Source organism: Arthrobacter burdickii, assembly GCF_030433645.1.
Lineage (GTDB): Bacteria > Actinomycetota > Actinomycetes > Actinomycetales > Micrococcaceae > Arthrobacter_D > Arthrobacter_D burdickii.
Map to the genome: position 1 here is coordinate 71,966 of NZ_JAROCG010000002.1, position 18,084 is coordinate 90,049.

Here is an 18,084-nt window from a genome sequence, read left to right on the forward strand (position 1 = left end):
GAGCGTCACCGGCCGCGATCGTCCCGGAACGCAGGAGGGCTCCCGGCGCATGCCGGGAGCCCTCCTGCGTTTCTGCGTTTCCGTCGCGTCCGGCCTGCCCGCGGTCAGCGGGCGGCGTCGACCGGCACGTCGTCGGGCACCTGCCCGGCAACCCGGCGGTCCCAAGCCTCCATCACCTCCGGAGCGGTGGGGCGGGTGAGGAACGAGACGAGGACATACACGAGCGCCGACACCGCGAGCCCGTAGTAGATCGGCTCGTTGGCGTAGATGCCGTCGTACTGGTTGTCCGCGGTGATCTCGAGATAGGCCATGACGCCGAGGGTGACGAGCGTGCCCGCCGCCATCGATGCTCCCGCTCCGAGGCCGTTGCCCCGGCGCCAGACCAGGCCACCGAGGATGGCCACCAGGAGCCCGCCGACGAGGATGTCGTACGCGATGGTCAGGGCGGCCACCACGTCCTGCACGATCACGGCGAGGGCGATCGTGACGATGCCGAGGCCGAGGACCCACCAGCGGCTGGACCGGACGTCGTGGTCCGACGTCGCGCGTTCCCCGGTGTCCCTGCCGAACCAGCCGGCCACGAAGGGGACGACGTCGGTCCGTGCGACGGTGGCGGCGGCGATCAGTGCACCGGACGCCGTCGACATCATGGCGGCCACGGCCGCGGCGAGGACGAGCCCGCCGATGCCGATCGGCAGGACGTTCAGGGCGATGTCCGCGTAGACGTCGTCCCGCGACTCGATGGCGGGCAGGATGACGCTGGCACTCATGCCGATGACGGCGCCCGCGATGCCGTAGAGGATGCAGTAGATGCCGGCGGCCGAACCGCCCCAGCGGGCGATCTCCGGCGTGCGCGACGTGAACACGCGCTGCCAGATGTCCTGGCCGATCAGCAGCCCGAGCGTGTAGACCACGAAGTAGGTGATGATGCTCTGCGCGCCGATCCCCGTGATGCTGAAGAACTCGTTCCCGGCACGTTCGGCGATCCCTGAGAAACCCCCGGCCGCGGCCAGCGAGAAGGGGAGCATCAGGGCGAAGACGCCAACGGTCTTGATGACGAACTGTGCCATGTCCGCCAGGGTGATGGACCACATGCCGCCAACCGTGGAGTAGATCAGGACGATCACGCCGCCGACGGCGATGGACACCGCGCGGTCCCAGCCGAAGAGCACCACGAAGATCGTGGCATAGGCGCCGGTGGACGTGGCGCAGAGCATCAGAGTGTAGGCGAGCATCACGATGCCGGAGACCCGGGTGGCCCGGTGCCCGTAGCGCAGCGTGAGCATCTGGGAGACCGTGTAGATCTTCAGTCTCTGGATGGTGGGAGCGAACAGGAGGCTGAGCAGCAGGACGCCGGTGCCGATGGCCACGACGAGCCACATCCCGGAGATGCCGTACTGGTAGCCGAGGCCCACGCCCCCGACCGTGGATGCCCCGCCGAGGACGACCGCGGCCATGGTCCCGGTGTAGAGGAAGGGACCGAGACGCCGTCCTGCCACGAGGTAGTCGCTGGCGTTCCGGGTGCGGGACTTGCCCCACCACCCGAAGCCGAGCATGGCGACGAGGTACGCCACCACGATGCCGATGTTGAGTGCTTGCATGGAGAGGTCCTTTGGCTGCTGGTCCTGATGCCTTGGAGGCAACTATTGTTGACCGATAAGCTACTCGTGACGCGAGTCACGCGTCAATCATGACAGGCTCGTGTGTCAGGCGGATGTCCGTCGGGGAACGGGTAAGCTTCCGGGATTGCCGTAGGAGAGGACAAGCATGAAGGCCCTGCCCGTCGAGCCGACGAACACGCCGGTCGCCATCGGCTCGCGCATCAGGGCCGCACGCCAGGCCCAGCGCATGACCATCGAGCAGGTCGCCGACTCCACGGGCCTGACCAAGGGTTTCCTCAGCAGGGTCGAGCGGGACCTCACGTCGCCGTCCGTCGCCTCGCTCGTGACGCTGTGCCAGGTGCTGTCGATCTCCATCGGCGACCTGTTCCTCGTGCCGGAGACACACCTGACGCGCCTCGCCGAAGCGCCGCGCATCAGCCTCGGTGGGGAGGGCATCAACGAGCGCCTGATGACCGCGCGCTCGGAGCGACGGCTGCAGATGATCCGCGCCGTCGTCGAGCCGCACGGCCGGGGAGAGGACGAGCTCTACTCCGTGGACTGCGAGGTGGAGACCCTGCACGTGGTCGAGGGGCGGTTCGTGCTGATCTTCTCCAACGACCGGTACGAACTGGACGCCGGGGACACCGTGACCTTCCCCGGCCGCGAACCGCACACCTGGCTGAACCCGGAGGGGCGCACGGCCGTCGTGCTGTGGACGCTGGTGCCCGCGGCGTCGGGGAAATAGCCGGTCTCAGCCGACGTGCACCCACGGACGCTTGGTCACGTCGGGCTCCGCGGCGCGCAGGACCTCGCGCGTCACCGGGGCGATCTCGCCCTCACCCGTGAACAGGAACTTGAACAGGTTGGCCACCGGGTCGCCTTCGGTCCACCGGAAGTAGACGTGGGGCATGAGCCCGGTGATGTCGCGGATGTGCAGCATCACCGCGGCGATGGTGTTCGGCACGTTGGAGCTGTGGACCTCCAGGATGTGGAAGCCGTGGCGCACCACGCCGCGCACCTGCAGTTCGGTCTCGAACTCCGAGGAATCGTCGACTGTCACCTCGATGAAGAGGGGCATGGCGGCGTTCGGGAAGTGGGAGACCGCGCAGGCGTGCTGCAGCTTGTGGCGGTAGGCGGAGCTGCTCAGCCGCTTGGGCTCATGGGCGATCAGCAGGATCTCGCCGTCGTCCTGGGAGCTGACGAAGGACAGTGCCGTCTCGTCGAGGCGGATGCTCGTGGCCCGCAGCTCGAAGGCGCGGCGTGAGCGGGAGATGAACGAGATCACGATGATGCCGAGGATGAAGCAGGTGGCGATCTTGAGCCCGTCGGGGCGCTCGAACATGTTGACCGCCGTCGTGAGCACGAAGACCGCGGCGGCAACGCCGAACCCGATGGTCCGCCCCCGCTGGTGCTTGCGGTGGGCCGAGAGGGTGACGGCGACGGAGGCCGAGGTGATGAGGGCGAGGACGCCCGTGGCGTACGCGCCGCCCTGGGCTTCGACGTCGGCGCGGAAGAAGAACGTGACGACGATGGCGATCAGCGTGATGACCAGCACCAGCGGGCGGACGGCCTTGGCCCACGCCGGGGCCATGCCGTAGCGGGGCAGGTAGCGCGGCACGAGGTTGAGCAGGCCGGTCATGGCGGACGCTCCGGCGAACCAGAGGATCCCGATCGTCGAGATGTCGTATGCGGTGCCGAAGCCGTCCCCGAGGTACAGGTGCGCGAGGTAGGCGAGTGCCCGGCCGTTGGCGGGCCCGCCCTCCGCGAAGGCCTCGGCGGGGATGAGCAGGGTGGTGACGAAGCTCGAGGCGATGAGGAAGCCGCTCATGATGAGCGCTGCGGACGTGAGGAGCTTGTGGGCGCCGGCGATGCGGCCCGCGGGGTCCTCCTCCGTGTCGCCGGGCCTGCCGTCGATCTGGGGCATCACGACGACGCCGGTCTCGAAGCCCGAGAGGCCGAGTGCGAGGCGCGGGAAGATCAGGACGGCGAGTCCCACCATGACGAGCGGATTGCCGTGCTGGGTGGTGAGCGCGGTCCACCAGTTCCCCACCAGCCCGCCCTGCTCGAGGATCTGTACGGCGGCGACGACGACGACACACAGGTTCAGCAGCAGGAAGATCGCGACGAGCGCGACCGCGATGCCGATGGCCTCACGGAAGCCCCGGAGGAAGACGGCGGACAGCAGGCCGAGGAACACCACGGTGAGAAGGATCTCCTGGCCCTGCAGCCAGGACGGGGCGAAGGGGTTCTCGATGAGGTGCGCGCTGGCGTCCGCGGCGGACAGGGTCATGGTGATGAGGAAGCTGGTCGCGGCGAACCCGAGCAGGACCAGGACGAAGACCTTGCCGCGCCACTTGGGCAGCAGCTTCTCCAGCATCGCGATGGAGCCCTCGCCGCGCGGGCTCTCCGCTGCCACGCGCTTGTACACGGGGAGCGCGGCGAACAGTGTCACGGCCACTAGGATGAGGGTGGCGAGGGGGGAGAGGACCCCGGCGGCGGCAGCGGCGATGGCCGGCTGGTAGCCGAGGGTCGAGAAGTAGTCGACGCCGGTCAGGCACATGACCTTCCACCAGGGCTGCGTCCGCTCCGGTTCGGGCTGGTGTGCGGTGGGCTGGCTGGACTCGTTGAGCAGCCAGCGCTCGAGGCGCTTGCTCGACGGCGCCGGCAGGGTGCGTACCGATGTTGAACTCACACCTTCACAGTAGGACCGGGACGGCTCCTCTTCGGGCGTCTTAACACTTCCTTAACGGGTTTTCGAGGCAACCAGTCTCCGTCCCGATCCTTGACCCCGGTCCGACAGAAGAATAGCCTTATGCAAAACGTTTGATGCATATTGGGCAACTTTTAGCCCGGATCGGATGGAAGCTGTGGAAGAACTGCGCGTCACCGGAGGCGGCCACCTCGGCCCCATCGACTCCTCCCGTATTCCCCGCTACGCAGGTGCGGCGACCTTCGCGCGCCTGCCCCGCCTGGACCAGGTGGACCGCGCCGACGTCGCCGTCGTCGGCGTGCCCTTCGACTCCGGGGTGTCCTACCGGCCCGGAGCACGCTTCGGCGGCAACCACATCCGCGAGGCGTCGCGCCTCCTGCGCCCGTACAACCCGGCGCTCGACGTCTCGCCGTTCGAGCGCGTGCAGGTGGCCGATGCCGGCGACATGGCTGTCAACCCGTTCAACATCCTCGAGGCCATCGAGACGGTTCAGCAGAACGCCCTGGACCTGACGGCGGACGGAACGCGCCTCGTGACCCTCGGCGGCGACCACACCATTGCCCTGCCGCTGCTCCGCGCAGCCGCGGAGCGGGCCGGAAGCCCGGTCGCGATGCTGCACTTCGATGCCCACCTCGACACCTGGGACACCTACTTCGGTGCCGAGTACACCCACGGCACCCCCTTCCGGCGGGCCGTGGAGGAGGGCATCCTCGACACCGAGGCCATCTCCCACGTCGGCACGCGCGGCCCCCTCTACGGCGTGCGGGACCTCGAGGACGACCGCCGCTTCGGCTTCGGCATCGTGACGTCCTCCGATGTCTACCGGCAGGGCGTGGACGAGGTCGTCGACAAACTGAGGGCGCGCATCGGCAACCGCCCCCTCTACGTGTCGGTGGACATCGACGTGCTCGATCCGGCCCATGCGCCCGGTACCGGAACACCCGAAGCGGGCGGCATCACGAGTCGGGAACTGCTCGAGATCCTGCGCGGGCTGCGCGGACTGAACCTCGTCGGCGCCGACGTCGTCGAGGTCGCTCCCGCCTACGACCACGCCGAACTCACCGGCGTCGCGGCCTCCCACGTCGCCTACGACCTCGTGACGCTGATGGCCGACACGCTGACGCCCGCCTCCGAGGACAAGTAGATGGACATCACCGGCGGCGCAGCCTCCGCGCCCCCCACTCCCGTCAGCGGGCAGCGGAACGGCGGTGACCTCGTCGTCGAGACGCTGTCCGCCCTGGGGGCCACGACGGTGTTCGGCATCCCCGGCCAGCACGCGCTCGGCCTCTTCGATGCCCTGTCCCGTTCCGACCTCCGCTTCGTGTCGTCGCGCGTCGAGAACAACTCGGCGTTCGCCGCCGACGGCTTCTCCCGAGCCACCGGCGACGTCGGCGTCCTGTTCCTCTCCACCGGGCCCGGCGCGCTGACCTCGCTCGCGGGACTGCAGGAGGCGTACGCGACCGGAGTGCCCATGGTCGTCGTCGCGAGCCAGATCCCCCTCGAGGGCCTCGGGGCGCGACGCAAGGGCATGCTGCACCAGCTCGATGACCAGAAGGCGTCGGCGGCGAACGTCACGAAGAGCCAGCGCCTGATCCAGCACGCCTCCGGTATCCCCTCGGCCATCCAGGACGCCTGGACCGAGGCCGTCTCGTCCCCGCAGGGCCCCGTGTGGGTGGAGGTGCCGCAGAACGTCCTGCTGGATCCCGTGATGGTCCCGGAGGTGGAGGATGCGCTCGCGGAACCGTTCGACAACCCGCCGAGGATCGAACTGGTACGGGAAGCCGTCGCGTGGCTCAAGGACTCCCGGCGGCCGGCGATCGTCGCCGGCGGCGGCACCCGGCGGGGCAGGGCCGAGAAATGGCTCCTGTCCATCGCCGAGAAGCTCGGCGCTCCCGTGGTGTGCTCGCCGGGCGGCAACGGAGCCTTTCCCTGGACGCACGAGCTGTCCCTGCAGTCGTGGGTCGAGGACCGGCACGTCACCGAGGTCCTCGAGGACGCCGACGTCCTGCTCGTCGTCGGCTCGTCGCTCGGCGAGGTCACGTCCAACTACTTCACCCTGGAACCGCGCGGCCGCATCATCCAGATCGACGCCGAACCGCGCGTCCTCGAGTCCAACCGGCCGGCACTCGGTATCCGGGCCGACGCCGGGCAGGCACTCGCCGCCCTCGACGCCGCGCTCGAGCCGCTGGACCGGGACCGCGAACCCGGCTACGACGCCGCTGCACTCGTGGGCGGGACCCTCGCGAAGGTGCGCTCGAGGCTCGACGCACAGGACCTCGCCAAGGAGCGGGCGTTCCTGCAGGACATCCGCGACGCCGTTCCCTCGGGTATGCAGACCTTCTGGGACATGACGATCTCGGCGTACTGGGCGTGGAGCTGCTGGGACGCCCGCGAGGGCCAGTTCCACTCCGCGCAGGGTGCCGGCGGCCTGGGCTTCGGTTTCCCCGGTGCCATCGGCGGCTCCGTCGGCCTGGAGTCCCGCGGGCTTCCCGCGAGGGTCCTCGCGGTGTCCGGCGACGGATCGGCGATGTACTCGATCGCCGAACTGGCGACCGCCCGGCAGCACGACATCCCCGTCACCTGGCTGATCGTCGACGACGGCGGCTACGGCATCCTCCGCGAGTACATGGAGGGTGCCTTCGGCAAGGCCACGGCGACCGAACTCGCGCGCCCCGATTTCGTGGCCCTCGCCGAATCCTTCGGGGTGCCGGCCCGCCGCGTGGCACCCGAGGACATCGGTACGGCCCTCCGCGAGAGCCTCGAAGCCGAGGGTCCCAACGTCGTCGTCGTGGAGACGCTCGTGCGGCTCTTCGCGCCCACGCACCTCGACCAGTAGGCTTCCGTTTCTTCCCGTCGGGTGAGAGTGTCGGAAGCACAACCACCTCGGGGAAGGAACGCGATGTCATTTCGCAAGGGCGACACGGTCACCTGGAATACGTCCCAGGGCACGACCGAGGGCAAGGTCGTGGAGAAGCACGACAAGGAGTTCACGTTCGACGACCAGAAGTTCAACGCGTCGAAGGACGAGCCGTACTACACCGTCGAGAGCTCGAAGTCCGGCAAGAAGGCTGCGCACAAGGAAAGCGCGCTGTCGAAGAAGTAGCTGTCGAAGAAGTACCGACCACCGCAACGGAGGGCGTCCCGCACCAGCGGGGCGCCCTCCGCTACTTTCGGGAGGCCGTTCTGCTGTTATTTCAGGGGATCGTGTCCCCAGTTCATGAGCGAGTAGCGCCACTTCGAGGATTCGATGTCCTCCTTGGTGGGCCGCTGGGCGAGATGGCGGTGGACGTAGCCCACGACCTTGTGCATGTGCTCGACGTCGTCGTCCGTGAGGTCGTCGCGCTTCGTGTTGAGGATCTCGATGATGTGCCTGCCCGATTCATGGCCCACCGACTCCGCGGACCTCGATTCCTTCTGGCCCACCGACCGGGATTCCTCCGTGTCGAGCCACTTTTCGAGCTGGGACGCGCTCATGTTGACCGCTTCCTTCCACTCGGGCCACACCTGGTCGAGATCGTTCGTATCGTCCGTCATGCGCTTCGGCCTTTCGTAGCAGTTTCACGGAAAGGAGCCCACCCGGTCTTTCCGTCCGGGTTTCCCGTAGCTTAATCCTAAGCATGCTGATAAATGTAGAGGCGTAGGTCGAACCAACGTCTAAGGAGCTCTACATCATGGCAGGAAACCTTTTGGCACGATCAGCCCACGACCTCGGTGCCGCAGCATGGTTTGGCGGCACCCTGATGGGTGCTGTTGGACTCAACGGTGCAACCGGTAAGGCGAAGGACCCCAAGGAGCGCACGCGCCTCTCGTCCCTCGGCTGGGCCAAGTGGACGCCGGTCCAGATCGCCGCGTTCGCCGTGCACGCCGTCGGCGGCATCGGCCTGATCCTCGGTAACAAGGGTCGCTTGGCGTCGCAGGACACCGTCGGTTCGAACACCGTCTGGAAGTCCGTGGTCACCGTCCTGGGCATGGCCCTCTCGCTGTACTCCGGCATGCTCGGCAAGAAGGTCGGCCAGCTCGCCGAGCAGGGTGGCGAGGGTGCGACCGAGCCCCGTCCCGGTGCCAGCGATGAACTGGCGAAGGCACAGTCCCAGCTCAAGGCCACCCAGTGGCTTCTGCCCCTCATCAGTGGCATCGTCGTGGTGATGGGTGCGAAGCAGGGCGAGATGCAGCGCCCGACCAATGTCAAGAAGGGCCTGTTCAAGAAGTAGGCCCTCCGGTTCTAGAGGCCGGCCGACCCCCGCAGTGCCCTGCCGCTCTGCACCCTCCGGTGTAGGCGGCGGTACGCTGCGGGGGTTTCTGCGTCAACGGGTCAGTGCGCGGTGAAGGCGCGGTCTCCTACTGCATGGTGAACTCCTACTGCATGGTGAAGGCGCGCGCGATGCCCCCGGCGATCGCGTCGTTCCGGATGAGCGACCCGAAGACCGTATTGCGGACGCGCATCAGCGGTGCCGGCAGCGGACGTCCCAGCGCCATGTTGATGGCGGCCTTCCGACGCGCCACCGCGGCCTCGGCGCGGCGTTCCTTCTCGTACAGCGCGAGGTCACCGGCGACGTCCTGCCCGTCGCGCACCGACGCCGTGATGATCGGTACCAGCCGGACGGCGTCGAGCCAGCCCAGGTTCATGCCCTGTCCGCCGATGGGGGACACCTCGTGGGCCGCATCGCCCACCAGCACGGTGCGCCCCGAGACGAAACGGTCGGCGAGCCGCGACTGGACCTCGAAGGCGCTGAGCATCGAGTTGGTGCCCGGATCGACGCCGACGCCTGTCCGTTCCAGGATGAGCTGCGTGAGGTCCTCCGCCGTCGGGCGTTCCACGGGGCAGCCGACGCGGACCACCCAGCGGCGGATGCCGCCGGGGAGGGGAAAGGACTCGACGATGCCACCGGTCTCGAGGTAGAGGACGGCGTCGTCCCCATCCTGGGTACTGTCCCGGAAATCCCCCATGACGTAGCAGTCCGGGTAGCGCCGCACCGGTGCGCGGATTCCCGCGGCGTCCCTGAGCGGACTCCGGGCTCCGTCCGCGGCGACGACGAGCCTCGCTTCGAGGACGCCGTCCTCCCGCACGGTCCTTGTAGCGGCCAGGACGGAACCGCCGGCGTCCCGCGTCCCGACGACGGCGACGCCGCGCCGCAGCGTGCCGGGGAAGGCCTCCTCGAGCCGGCGTTCGAGGACCTCCTCGGTGACGGCCTGCGGCACGGCGAGCACGTATTTCTCGTCGCCGGGCAGGGTGCCGAAGGACAGGGTGCCCACAGGCCGTCCCGCGCTCCGGGCGACTCCTTCGCGGATGAGGACCCCGCGGCCGCGCAGCTCGTCGGCGATGCCTCCCGATGCGAGGGCCCGCAGCGCCGGTGGGTGGATCCCGATGGCCCGCGAGTGGCGGCTGCGTTCCGTACGGCGTTCGAGCACGACGGCATCGAGGCCCGCCCGGCGCAGGAGCAGTGCGGTGTAGAGCCCCACCGGACCGGCGCCGACGACGATCACGTCATGCACTGCGCGGTGCCCGGCGAGACGGATCCAGTACCAGCAGGTTGATGAAGGGCACGGCCGTGCGTACCCGCCAGCCCTCGCGGTCCGTGATCGAGGAGCGCAGCTCGCCCGGCGTGTAGCTCCGGCGGATGGAGGTCAGGCCGTCCTGGCGGATGTAGGACCCGGGGAGCGGCAGCGTACCGGCCGAGAACAGGGCGTACGCGAGCAGGTGCCGGGCGATGTCGCTGTGGACCGCGACGCGCCGTGCCAGCTGCTCCGTGTCGTCGAGGAAGCCGGTGAAACCGGCGGGGTCGAGGTGATGCAGGACGTGGTTGGAGGCTACGGCGTCGAACACCGCGCCCTCGGCGACGAGCTCGGCACTCAGGGCGCGCCGGAAGGACAGCCCCGGCAGGGGCGGGCGCGACGACGCGTAGGCGTGGGCGCGCTCGTCGGGATCGATCGCCGTCACCTCGAGCCGGAAGCCGTCACGGCGGGCCCAGCGCGCGATCGCCCGCGGGACGTCACCGCCGCCCGAACCGATGTCCAGCAGCGTGTTCGTGCGGTCCCGCGAGAAGGCCGGCCGGAGCAGCGAGGCGTACGTGCGCCGCCAGCCCGACACCACGGCGTTGACGACCCCGAACTGGGCGTAGGTCCGCTCGAGCTTCCGGGGGTCGCAGTCGGGCCGGTCCATCTCCTCGATGGCCTCCGGGTCCCGCTGTGCGAGGAACCCGAGTCGGCTCATGCGCCGGCTTCTGCGAGAACGGGCTTGAGGTCCTCCGCGACGGGCGCGTCGCCGACCGTCACGCCCGCTGCCGTCGTGCCCGCTGCCGCGGCGTCGGAGGAGGAGCGGGCGCCGATCCTGGTGAGCAGCGCGGTCTCGACCGTGAGGCCGGGGCCGAACGCCATCGAGCAGATCCGGTTGTTCCCGTCGGTCGCCGGCGTGTCGAGGATGTTCCGAAGCACGAACATCACGGTTGCGCTGCTCATGTTCCCGTAGTCGCGCAGGGTCTCGCGTGCCGGGACGAGCTGTTGCTCGGTCAGGCCTAGTTTCGCCTCCACCTTGTCGAGGATGCTGCGCCCGCCGGGATGGATGGCCCAGTGCTCGATGTCCGAGTAGTCGAGGCCCTGCAGCGACGCGTCCCGGGCCAGGAGCGGTTCGAGGGCGCCCACGATGTGGTCGTCGATGATGTGGGGGACGTACGTGCCGAGGACCATCTCGAAACCCTCATCGCCGATGTTCCAGGCCATGGACTCCTCCCCGACGGGCGTCAGGACCGTCTCGAAGTGGTCCAGACTGAGGGCGGGCCCCTCCAGGGGGATGTCCCGCGCGGAGACGATGGCCGCCGCCGCGCCGTCGGCGAACAGGGAGGACCCCACGATGGTGTCGGGGTTGTTCGACGAGCGGACGTGCAGGGAGCACAGCTCCGCGGAGATCACGAGGACGACGGCGTCCGGGTCCGCCTCGCAGAAGGCCTTGGCGGACCGCAGCGCGGGGAGGGCCGCATAGCAGCCCATGAAGCCGAGGTGGTAGCGCTGCACCGACGGGTTGAGATCCAGGGCGCGCACCACCTTGTAGTCGGGGCCCGGCGCGAAGAAGCCGGTGCAGGAGACGGTGACGACGTGCGTGACGTCCGACGCCTCGATGCCCGTAGCCGCTTCGAGTGCTTTCCGACCGGCTTCGATGAAGAGTTTTGCGCCTTCCTCGGCGTAGACCTCGTTGCGGGTCTTGGTGCTGGGGGAGAGGACCAGCATCTCCTCCCGGTCGAAGAAGACGGGGGCGTCGAAGGCTCTATCGAGGGTGAGTTCCTCGATGACGGTGTACCGTGTCTCGATCCCCGAGGAGTCGAACGCCGCCCCGACCAGGCGCTGTCCCAGCCGTGTGAGGCCCGGCTGTGCCGCGAAAGCGTCCCGGACCTGGGACTGCACCAGGACCGTGTCGGGTACAGCCGTTTCAAGGGACCTCAGGATCACTGTCATAGGTCAATTACTAGAGGACTAACGCGACAAACACAATGACAGTAGGCTTAGTATTCCCCGTTCGCCACCACTAGGAGCACCATGGGTAACGATCCGTCAGGCACGCTGGACCAGAACGACCCGCGGGGGCCCGCCGTCGATGCGTCCCCGGAACTGCAGGAATATCCTGGCTTCACGGAGCGCATGGACCCGCGCCCGGACCACGGCGAGGACAGCTACACGGGCCACGGCCGGCTGCAGGGCCGGCGGGCGTTCATCACCGGCGGTGATTCCGGCATCGGCCGGGCAGTGGCCCTCGCCTTCGCCCGCGAAGGTGCCGACGTCGCGATCGGGTACCTTCCCGCAGAAGAGGAGGACGGCGCCAGCTGCCTCGAACTGATCCGTGCCGAGGGGCGGACGGCGCTCGGGGTGCCGGGAGACCTGCGCGACGAGGCCTATGCGTCCTCGGCTGTCCGCCAGGTGGTGGACGGGCTCGGAGGGCTCGACATCCTCGTGAACAACGCAGGCTTCCACATCGCCCAGCCCAAGGGCCTTCCCGATATCGACGCGGACCAGCTGCGCCGCACCTTCGAGACGAACGTCTACGGCACCATCTGGCTGACGCAGGCCGCCCTGCCCCACCTCACCGAGGGCTCCTCGATCATCAACACCACCTCGGTGCAGGGCTACCATCCATCAACGAGCCTCATGGACTACGCCGCCACGAAGGCAGCGCTGAACAACCTGACCTTCAGCCTGGCCCAGCTCCTGGGGGAGCGTGGAATCCGCGTGAATGCGGTGGCCCCGGGGCCCATCTGGACTCCGCTGCAGCCGGCGACGACCACCAGCGAGAAACTCGAGTCGTTCGGGGAGGGGACACCCCTCGGCCGGATGGGGCAACCGGCGGAACTGGCGGGCGCCTATGTCTTCCTCGCCTCCAACGACGCCCGGTACGTCTCGGGAGAGATCCTGGGCGTCACAGGCGGCAAGCCCCTCGCCTGACGGAGCTTCCTCCGGACGGTTCCGGAGCGGGACCAAGCCGGGCCCGGCGGTGCGACGAATGGAAGGTACCAGCGCCGGAGCCTCGCACTCCGGCGGCCAGCTGACAGGATTGGTCGATCGATCGTGAACCTCGGAACTGCACCGCCGCCCGGACGTCGGATCGCCCTCTTCGCCGTCGCGCTGTCGGCTTCGCTGGCACTCGGAGGCTGCGGTACCGCCGAGGAGAATCCGCTGGGTGTCAACACCTCGGGCCGGGAGCAGGCCGGATCGGGAGCCGTGAGCACTCTGCAGGACGGCAGCCAGGCTGTGCCCGTGGGGGACCTCGGGGACGACCCGCTCGGCGTGGGCATCGACGGCGCGCAGCTGTGCGGTGTGCAGCCCGATGACAGCCGTCTGCGCTACACGGTCATGCTGCACAATCCGACCCTGGAGACCTTCACCTTCGGTGAGATGGCGCTGGGCGATCCCGAGGGCCTGGTCGTCCTCTCGTCCATGGTGCAGACCGCGAATCGCGAGGGGCACCACCACCCGGGCGCCGAATCGACTCCGGGCGCCCACGAGGAACACTCCGCCGCGCCGACCCCGAGCAAACCGCCGGAACCGATCGGCCCGCCCGTCCCCGCGGAGGGTTACGAGTTCGAGCCCGACGCGCACGTGAACATCATCATCACGGTCGAACTGGCGGAGGGCGTCACCCATGGGAGCGCGGACAACATCCTCGTCGCCTACTCCACTCCCGACCGCGAGTATTCGGTACCCCACGACCTCGCGATCGACGTCGACGCCACGTCCTGCGGCTAGGCATGTACTCCCGGCATGGGGCCGTCCGTCGACATGGTCGATGACGAAGCGAGCCCCCGTCTCGAGGAGACGGGGGCTCGCTTCAGATCAAGCTCGGGTCGATGCCGCGGTCGGCGTGGCCCGGGAGCTGTTCTTCCGGACTAGGCCGGGAGCTGCAGGACGGAACCGGTGAAGATCAGGTCTGCGTGGATCACGGTGTCGGTGTTGGCGGCGAACAGTGCCTGCCAGCCACCCTCGATGCCGAGCTTCTCGGCGATCGTGCTGAGGGTGTCGCCGGACTGGATCGTGTAGGTCTCGCCGCTCAGTGCAACGGGGGCCTGGACCGGAGCCTGGACGGGAGCCTCGACGACGACCGGAGCCGCTACGGGGGCCTGGACCTGGACGGGAGCCTGGGCGACGGCCGGAGCCTGGACGGGGGCCTGGGCGACGACCGGAGCCTGGACGGGAGCCTGGGCGACGACCGGAGCCTGGACGGGAGCCTGGACGACAACCGGAGCCTGGGCCTGCTGGAACTGGACCGGAGCCGGAGCGGCTGCGCTGCCGAGGCCGAGCTTGGCCGAGCATGCGGGCCATGCTCCCCAGCCCTGACCGGCGAGGACGTTCTCGGCGACAGCGATCTGCTGCTCGCGGGATGCGCTCTGGGGGGAGCCCTGGCCGCCGAAGGCTGCCCAGGTCGAGGGGGTGAACTGCAGTCCACCGGAGAAGCCGTTGCCGGTGTTGATGCCCCAGTTTCCGCCGCTCTCGCACTGTGCCAGTGCATCCCAGTCGCTGGCGGGGGCAGCGTTGGCTGCGCCAGCCGCTGCGCCGAGGCCGAGGCCGGTGAGTGCTACTGCTGCGAGTCCGCGACGTGCGCTGGTGCTGAAGGTGAGTTTATTCATGGGGTTACGATGCTCCGAAAGGCCACCCGCACTAGGTCCGTCCCCGGACTTCTTCGCGCCGCTGCTCACCTTGACGATATAGAGGTCATGGTTCGGCAGCCGCCTGTTGAGCAACGAGCGGTGGAGGGCGGCGCCGGGCATTCATCGCTGCCCGATTTTCGGCAGCTTTTTCGCTTCCCCGAACGGGGAACTGCCTCTACCGTAGAGTAATTTTCATTCGTTGCCAAACCGGTACAGTGCGGTGCTTGACATTGATGAAAAACAAGGGAAGAAAAAGTGGATCATTTGAGGATCCTCTGGCACACTTGCGTCCTGCAGTCGTGAAAGGGCGCAGGAAGGGCCCGGACACCTCGTGCCCAGGCCCCCCTCGCCGCTCCATGAAGATGGCGTCGCTACCGCGTCAGCAGGGCTTCACCACCACGTCATCACGGCGTCGACTAGGCTTTCCTGCCGCCTCGATCCGCCGTCCTCGGGGCGCCTCGTCCGGTCAGGCTGCCACGTAGCCGTGCGGATCGAGCACGTACTTCGTCGCAGCTCCGGCGTCGAACTCCTCGTAGCCGCGCGGTGCTTCCTCGAGTCCGATCGACTTCGCGTTGACGGCCTTCGCGATCGATACCTTGTCGTGCAGGATGGCCATCATGAGGCTCCGGTTGTACTTCATGACCGGACACTGGCCGGTGGTGAAGGACAGTGACTTTGCCCACCCCGTGCCGAGGCTGAGGGACAGGGAGCCCACCTTCGAGGCGTCGTCGCCCGCTCCCGGGTCGCTGGTGACGTAGAGCCCGGGGATGCCCAGGGCCCCGCCCGCAGCGGTGATGCCCATGAGCGAGTTCAGCACTGTGGCAGGGGCTTCGCTCGACGACTCCTTCCCGTGTCCGCGTGCCTCGAATCCGACGGCGTCCACGCCGCAGTCGACCTCGGGAACGCCGAGCAGTTGCTCGATCTGGTCGCGGGGATCGCCCTTGGACACGTCCACCGTCTCGCAGCCGAAGCTCCGTGCCTGCGCCAGCCGGCCCTCGTTGAGGTCGCCGACGATCACGACGGCGGCGCCCAGCAGTTGCGCCGACACGGCGGCGGCGAGACCGACCGGACCGGCACCGGCGATGTAGACCGTGGAGCCGACCCCCACTCCGGCTGACACGACGCCGTGGTAGCCCGTGGGGAAGATGTCCGAGAGCATCGTCAGGTCGAGGATCTTCTCGAGCGCCTGGTCGCGGTCCGGGAACTTCAGCAGGTTCCAGTCGGCGTAGGGGACCAGGACGTACTCGGCCTGGCCACCGACCCAACCGCCCATGTCCACGTAGCCGTAGGCGCTGCCTGGCCGGTCGGGGTTCACGTTGAGGCAGATGCCGGTCTTGCGTTCCTTGCAGTTGCGGCATCGGCCGCAGGCGATGTTGAAGGGGACGGAGCAGATGTCGCCCTTCTTGATGAATTCGACGTCGCGTCCCACTTCGACGACCTCGCCGGTGATCTCGTGGCCCAGCACGAGATCGGCCGGAGCCGAGGTGCGGCCGCGGACCATGTGCTGGTCCGACCCGCAGATGTTGGTGGTGACGGTCTTGAGGATCACACCGTGGTGGACGGCCCGGCCCACATTGGCCGGGTTCACCCCCGGTCCGTCCTTGAGTTCGAAGGTCGGGTAGTCGATGTCGATGACCTCGACCTTCCCTGGTCCCTTGTACGCAACAGCTCTGTTACCGCTCATGGAACTTCCTCTCGTGCCTGCACTTGGCGCGTCCGGCGTGCCCGGGCGCTGCACCCGGCGTACGACGGGCAGGAATGCCCGGTGACGCCGATAGCGCGACCGTACAACCCGGAGGGTCGCATCGACGTTGCATCGTCAGCAGGCTGTCTTGCGCAGGTGGCCGGCGCGGGGGAGGGTGGCTGCATGACTGAGACTGTGCTTGTCACGGGTGCCACCTCCGGCATCGGAGCCGAGTTCGCGCGGCAGTTCGCCGCCCGCGGCTGCAACCTGGTCCTGGTGGCCCGGGCTCCCGGTCCGCTCGAGGAGGCGGCGACGATCCTGCGGAAGAAGTGGGGCGTCGACGTGGAGACTCTCGCCGCCGATCTGCTCGACGACGACGGCCTGACGCGGGTGCTCGGCAGGATCCGTGCTGCGGGGGAGCTCGATGCGGGGGAGCCTGCTGCGGGGGGACCGGGCGCAGCGCGGCCTGCCGTCACGGTGCTGGTGAACAACGCCGGGTACGGGCTGGTCAAGCCGTTCGCGGACAATACGCTCGAGGACGAGGTCCGGCATCTCCGGATCCACGTGGAGGTGCCCCTGGCGCTCGCCCATGCGGCCCTGCAGTCGATGCGCCCGCGGAGGGGCGGAACCATCATCAACGTGGCGAGCGTCGCCGGATTCACCCCGAGGGGTACCTACGGCGCGGCCAAGGCGGCCATGATCAGTTTCAGCCGCTGGGCGAACCTCACCTACGGGCCGGAGGGTATCCGGGTGACGGCGGTCTGCCCGGGTTTCGTCCACACCCAGTTCCACCAGCGGATGGGAGCCGATAAGGCGAGCGTCCCTGCAGCCCTCTGGCTCGATGCCGGGCTCGTGGTCCGCGAAGCGCTGAGGGATACGGCTGCGGGCAAGGCAGTCTCCATCCCGAGCCTCCGCTACAAGGCGCTCACGGCACTGGCGCGGGTCGCGCCGTCGTCGGTCGTGGCGCGGCTCGCCCGGCGGGGCCGCTGACTCCTCGCGTCAGTCCTGCTCCGTGTCGCTGTCCCAGGAATCGTGCTCCAGGACCGCGTCCTCGGGGTGGCGGTTCCCGTCCGGATGCTCCGGCGTGCCTGCGCCGACATACGCGGCGGGCACCACGCCTGCTTCATGCGTGTGCTGCTCGTCCCGGATGGAGGTTCCGTGGTGGCCGCCGGATCCCGCCGAGGGGTCGAGGGCGTTCTCGCGCCGATCCCGGCGGGGGCGACCCCCGTCGCCGTGCTCGGAGGTGACGCCATGCCCTGCGGAGCCGGAATCCGGGCGATCGGTAGGGGTGGTGTAGCCCTCCCGGCTGCGCCGGGTTTCCTTCTCGAGCGGGGGAACGGGTGCTGCCGGCCCGAGGGGGTGATCAGCGGGAAGGGCTGCTCCGGCAGGGTCCCCGGCGCTGCTTGACTCTGTCATCGTGCTCCTTCTGGTCGATGCGCTGTCGTCGACACCGCTTGGTCGGAACGGAGGTGGCACCGGGAACACTACTCGACGCCTCCGCTCCCATGTGCTGTCCCCCGGAAACAGGTACCGGGTCCTGCATAACAGGTCGGTAAGTATGCTTATCATATGGGACCGCAGGTTCGTGGGAATGCCCCTTACAAGGAGGTAGGACGATGGCAGGATACTTCAAACTGGTGGATGCACATGACGACGGTTTCCGGGTGAAACTGACCGCTCCGGATGGAACGCTCGTCGCAGTCTCTACGTACTACGCCTCGAAGGCAGAGGCGATCGCGGGGATCGAACTCATCCGGGAGATAGCCGGTACGGGCCCCGTGGTGGACCACAGCCGGATCGGATCCCCGGACCAGGAGGACGTCTTCGCCGGGCCGCAGGGCACCGTCGGGCGGGATGGCGCGTTGCATCGCGACGCCTGATCGCGACGCCTTGGAGTCCCTTCCAGCCGCTGTCGGCTGTGTTGGTGTACGACTGTATACAGTGACGCTGGACGTGGAATAG

General features: G+C 68.5%; 18 protein-coding genes. 9 read left to right on the forward strand and 9 right to left on the reverse strand.

Annotation, left to right across the window (positions count from 1 at the left end; all coding sequences use genetic code 11):
- Nucleotides 1–104 precede the first annotated feature (104 nt).
- On the reverse strand, nucleotides 105–1,601 hold the full coding sequence (locus P5G52_RS15015; protein WP_301228984.1) for a sodium:solute symporter family protein: 1,497 nt from the start codon (nucleotides 1,599–1,601) through the stop codon (nucleotides 105–107).
- A 166-nt stretch (nucleotides 1,602–1,767) separates the two neighbouring features.
- Here P5G52_RS15015 and P5G52_RS15020 point away from each other — a divergent pair, with 166 nt between their 5' ends.
- Nucleotides 1,768–2,346, forward strand: coding sequence for a helix-turn-helix domain-containing protein (locus P5G52_RS15020; protein ID WP_301228986.1), 579 nt, complete (start codon nucleotides 1,768–1,770; stop codon nucleotides 2,344–2,346).
- A gap of 6 nt (nucleotides 2,347–2,352) precedes the next feature.
- Here the strand turns inward: P5G52_RS15020 and P5G52_RS15025 are convergent, their stop codons facing one another.
- Nucleotides 2,353–4,161, reverse strand: coding sequence for an APC family permease (locus tag P5G52_RS15025; RefSeq protein WP_301230143.1), 1,809 nt, complete (start codon nucleotides 4,159–4,161; stop codon nucleotides 2,353–2,355).
- A 307-nt stretch (nucleotides 4,162–4,468) separates the two neighbouring features.
- Here P5G52_RS15025 and speB point away from each other — a divergent pair, with 307 nt between their 5' ends.
- From speB to P5G52_RS15040, 3 genes are all read left to right on the forward strand, one after another.
- Entirely contained in the window at nucleotides 4,469–5,455 is a 987-nt protein-coding gene (gene speB, locus P5G52_RS15030) for an agmatinase (RefSeq protein ID WP_301230145.1), read from the forward strand.
- Nucleotides 5,456–7,147 (forward strand): thiamine pyrophosphate-binding protein, encoded by a 1,692-nt coding sequence (locus P5G52_RS15035; protein ID WP_301228988.1) that lies wholly within the window; start codon nucleotides 5,456–5,458, stop codon nucleotides 7,145–7,147.
- Nucleotides 7,148–7,210: 63 nt separating this feature from the next.
- Nucleotides 7,211–7,414: a hypervirulence associated TUDOR domain-containing protein gene (locus P5G52_RS15040; RefSeq protein ID WP_301228990.1), complete on the forward strand. Its 204-nt coding sequence runs from the start codon at nucleotides 7,211–7,213 to the stop codon at nucleotides 7,412–7,414.
- An 86-nt stretch (nucleotides 7,415–7,500) separates the two neighbouring features.
- On the opposite strand, the gene P5G52_RS15045 is transcribed toward P5G52_RS15040, so the two are convergent.
- On the reverse strand, nucleotides 7,501–7,845 hold the full coding sequence (locus tag P5G52_RS15045) for a DUF3140 domain-containing protein (protein WP_301228992.1): 345 nt from the start codon (nucleotides 7,843–7,845) through the stop codon (nucleotides 7,501–7,503).
- A 137-nt stretch (nucleotides 7,846–7,982) separates the two neighbouring features.
- Between P5G52_RS15045 and P5G52_RS15050 the strand changes: the two genes are divergently transcribed.
- Complete coding sequence (locus P5G52_RS15050) at nucleotides 7,983–8,522, forward strand: hypothetical protein (RefSeq protein WP_301228994.1); 540 nt, start codon at nucleotides 7,983–7,985, stop codon at nucleotides 8,520–8,522.
- A gap of 145 nt (nucleotides 8,523–8,667) precedes the next feature.
- On the opposite strand, the gene P5G52_RS15055 is transcribed toward P5G52_RS15050, so the two are convergent.
- The 3 genes from P5G52_RS15055 to P5G52_RS15065 are packed head-to-tail and all read right to left on the reverse strand — an operon-like array spanning nucleotide 8,668 to nucleotide 11,757.
- Complete coding sequence (locus tag P5G52_RS15055; protein WP_301228996.1) at nucleotides 8,668–9,804, reverse strand: FAD-dependent oxidoreductase; 1,137 nt, start codon at nucleotides 9,802–9,804, stop codon at nucleotides 8,668–8,670.
- On the reverse strand, nucleotides 9,797–10,522 hold the full coding sequence (locus P5G52_RS15060) for a class I SAM-dependent methyltransferase (RefSeq protein WP_301228997.1): 726 nt from the start codon (nucleotides 10,520–10,522) through the stop codon (nucleotides 9,797–9,799). Before P5G52_RS15060 ends, P5G52_RS15055 begins: the two co-directional genes overlap by 8 nt.
- Nucleotides 10,519–11,757: a type III polyketide synthase gene (locus P5G52_RS15065; protein ID WP_301228999.1), complete on the reverse strand. Its 1,239-nt coding sequence runs from the start codon at nucleotides 11,755–11,757 to the stop codon at nucleotides 10,519–10,521. Before P5G52_RS15065 ends, P5G52_RS15060 begins: the two co-directional genes overlap by 4 nt.
- A gap of 81 nt (nucleotides 11,758–11,838) precedes the next feature.
- Here P5G52_RS15065 and P5G52_RS15070 point away from each other — a divergent pair, with 81 nt between their 5' ends.
- Nucleotides 11,839–12,738: an SDR family oxidoreductase gene (locus P5G52_RS15070; RefSeq protein WP_301229001.1), complete on the forward strand. Its 900-nt coding sequence runs from the start codon at nucleotides 11,839–11,841 to the stop codon at nucleotides 12,736–12,738.
- A gap of 123 nt (nucleotides 12,739–12,861) precedes the next feature.
- Entirely contained in the window at nucleotides 12,862–13,539 is a 678-nt protein-coding gene (locus P5G52_RS15075) for a hypothetical protein (RefSeq protein WP_301229003.1), read from the forward strand.
- Nucleotides 13,540–13,679: 140 nt separating this feature from the next.
- Here the strand turns inward: P5G52_RS15075 and P5G52_RS15080 are convergent, their stop codons facing one another.
- Both P5G52_RS15080 and fdhA read right to left on the reverse strand, forming a co-directional pair.
- On the reverse strand, nucleotides 13,680–14,417 hold the full coding sequence (locus P5G52_RS15080; protein WP_301229005.1) for a transglycosylase family protein: 738 nt from the start codon (nucleotides 14,415–14,417) through the stop codon (nucleotides 13,680–13,682).
- Between the two features lie 487 nt (nucleotides 14,418–14,904).
- Complete coding sequence (fdhA, locus tag P5G52_RS15085) at nucleotides 14,905–16,122, reverse strand: formaldehyde dehydrogenase, glutathione-independent (RefSeq protein ID WP_301229007.1); 1,218 nt, start codon at nucleotides 16,120–16,122, stop codon at nucleotides 14,905–14,907.
- A 183-nt stretch (nucleotides 16,123–16,305) separates the two neighbouring features.
- Between fdhA and P5G52_RS15090 the strand changes: the two genes are divergently transcribed.
- Complete coding sequence (locus P5G52_RS15090) at nucleotides 16,306–17,112, forward strand: SDR family NAD(P)-dependent oxidoreductase (protein WP_301229009.1); 807 nt, start codon at nucleotides 16,306–16,308, stop codon at nucleotides 17,110–17,112.
- 9 nt (nucleotides 17,113–17,121) lie between these two features.
- On the opposite strand, the gene P5G52_RS15095 is transcribed toward P5G52_RS15090, so the two are convergent.
- The gene (locus P5G52_RS15095; RefSeq protein ID WP_301229011.1) at nucleotides 17,122–17,538 is read right to left on the reverse strand and encodes a hypothetical protein; all 417 of its coding nucleotides are present in this window, start codon (nucleotides 17,536–17,538) and stop codon (nucleotides 17,122–17,124) included.
- Nucleotides 17,539–17,738: 200 nt separating this feature from the next.
- On the opposite strand from P5G52_RS15095, the gene P5G52_RS15100 reads away from it, so the two are divergent.
- Complete coding sequence (locus P5G52_RS15100; RefSeq protein WP_301229013.1) at nucleotides 17,739–18,002, forward strand: YegP family protein; 264 nt, start codon at nucleotides 17,739–17,741, stop codon at nucleotides 18,000–18,002.
- Nucleotides 18,003–18,084 lie beyond the last annotated feature (82 nt).

Bases quoted from the DNA above. Each gene is read 5' to 3' on its own strand.
- P5G52_RS15040 (WP_301228990.1), top strand. From the start codon at position 7,211: ATGTCATTTCGCAAGGGCGACACGGTCACCTGGAATACGTCCCAGGGC.
- P5G52_RS15050 (WP_301228994.1), top strand. From the start codon at position 7,983: ATGGCAGGAAACCTTTTGGCACGATCAGCCCACGACCTCGGTGCCGCA.
- P5G52_RS15080 (WP_301229005.1), bottom strand. From the start codon at position 14,417: ATGAATAAACTCACCTTCAGCACCAGCGCACGTCGCGGACTCGCAGCA.
- fdhA (WP_301229007.1), bottom strand. From the start codon at position 16,122: ATGAGCGGTAACAGAGCTGTTGCGTACAAGGGACCAGGGAAGGTCGAG.
- P5G52_RS15090 (WP_301229009.1), top strand. From the start codon at position 16,306: ATGACTGAGACTGTGCTTGTCACGGGTGCCACCTCCGGCATCGGAGCC.
- P5G52_RS15095 (WP_301229011.1), bottom strand. From the start codon at position 17,538: ATGACAGAGTCAAGCAGCGCCGGGGACCCTGCCGGAGCAGCCCTTCCC.
- P5G52_RS15020 (WP_301228986.1), top strand. From the start codon at position 1,768: ATGAAGGCCCTGCCCGTCGAGCCGACGAACACGCCGGTCGCCATCGGC.
- P5G52_RS15025 (WP_301230143.1), bottom strand. From the start codon at position 4,161: ATGTGCCTGACCGGCGTCGACTACTTCTCGACCCTCGGCTACCAGCCG.
- P5G52_RS15070 (WP_301229001.1), top strand. From the start codon at position 11,839: ATGGGTAACGATCCGTCAGGCACGCTGGACCAGAACGACCCGCGGGGG.
- P5G52_RS15015 (WP_301228984.1), bottom strand. From the start codon at position 1,601: ATGCAAGCACTCAACATCGGCATCGTGGTGGCGTACCTCGTCGCCATG.
- P5G52_RS15060 (WP_301228997.1), bottom strand. From the start codon at position 10,522: ATGAGCCGACTCGGGTTCCTCGCACAGCGGGACCCGGAGGCCATCGAG.
- P5G52_RS15100 (WP_301229013.1), top strand. From the start codon at position 17,739: ATGGCAGGATACTTCAAACTGGTGGATGCACATGACGACGGTTTCCGG.
- P5G52_RS15065 (WP_301228999.1), bottom strand. From the start codon at position 11,757: ATGACAGTGATCCTGAGGTCCCTTGAAACGGCTGTACCCGACACGGTC.
- P5G52_RS15035 (WP_301228988.1), top strand. From the start codon at position 5,456: ATGGACATCACCGGCGGCGCAGCCTCCGCGCCCCCCACTCCCGTCAGC.
- P5G52_RS15045 (WP_301228992.1), bottom strand. From the start codon at position 7,845: ATGACGGACGATACGAACGATCTCGACCAGGTGTGGCCCGAGTGGAAG.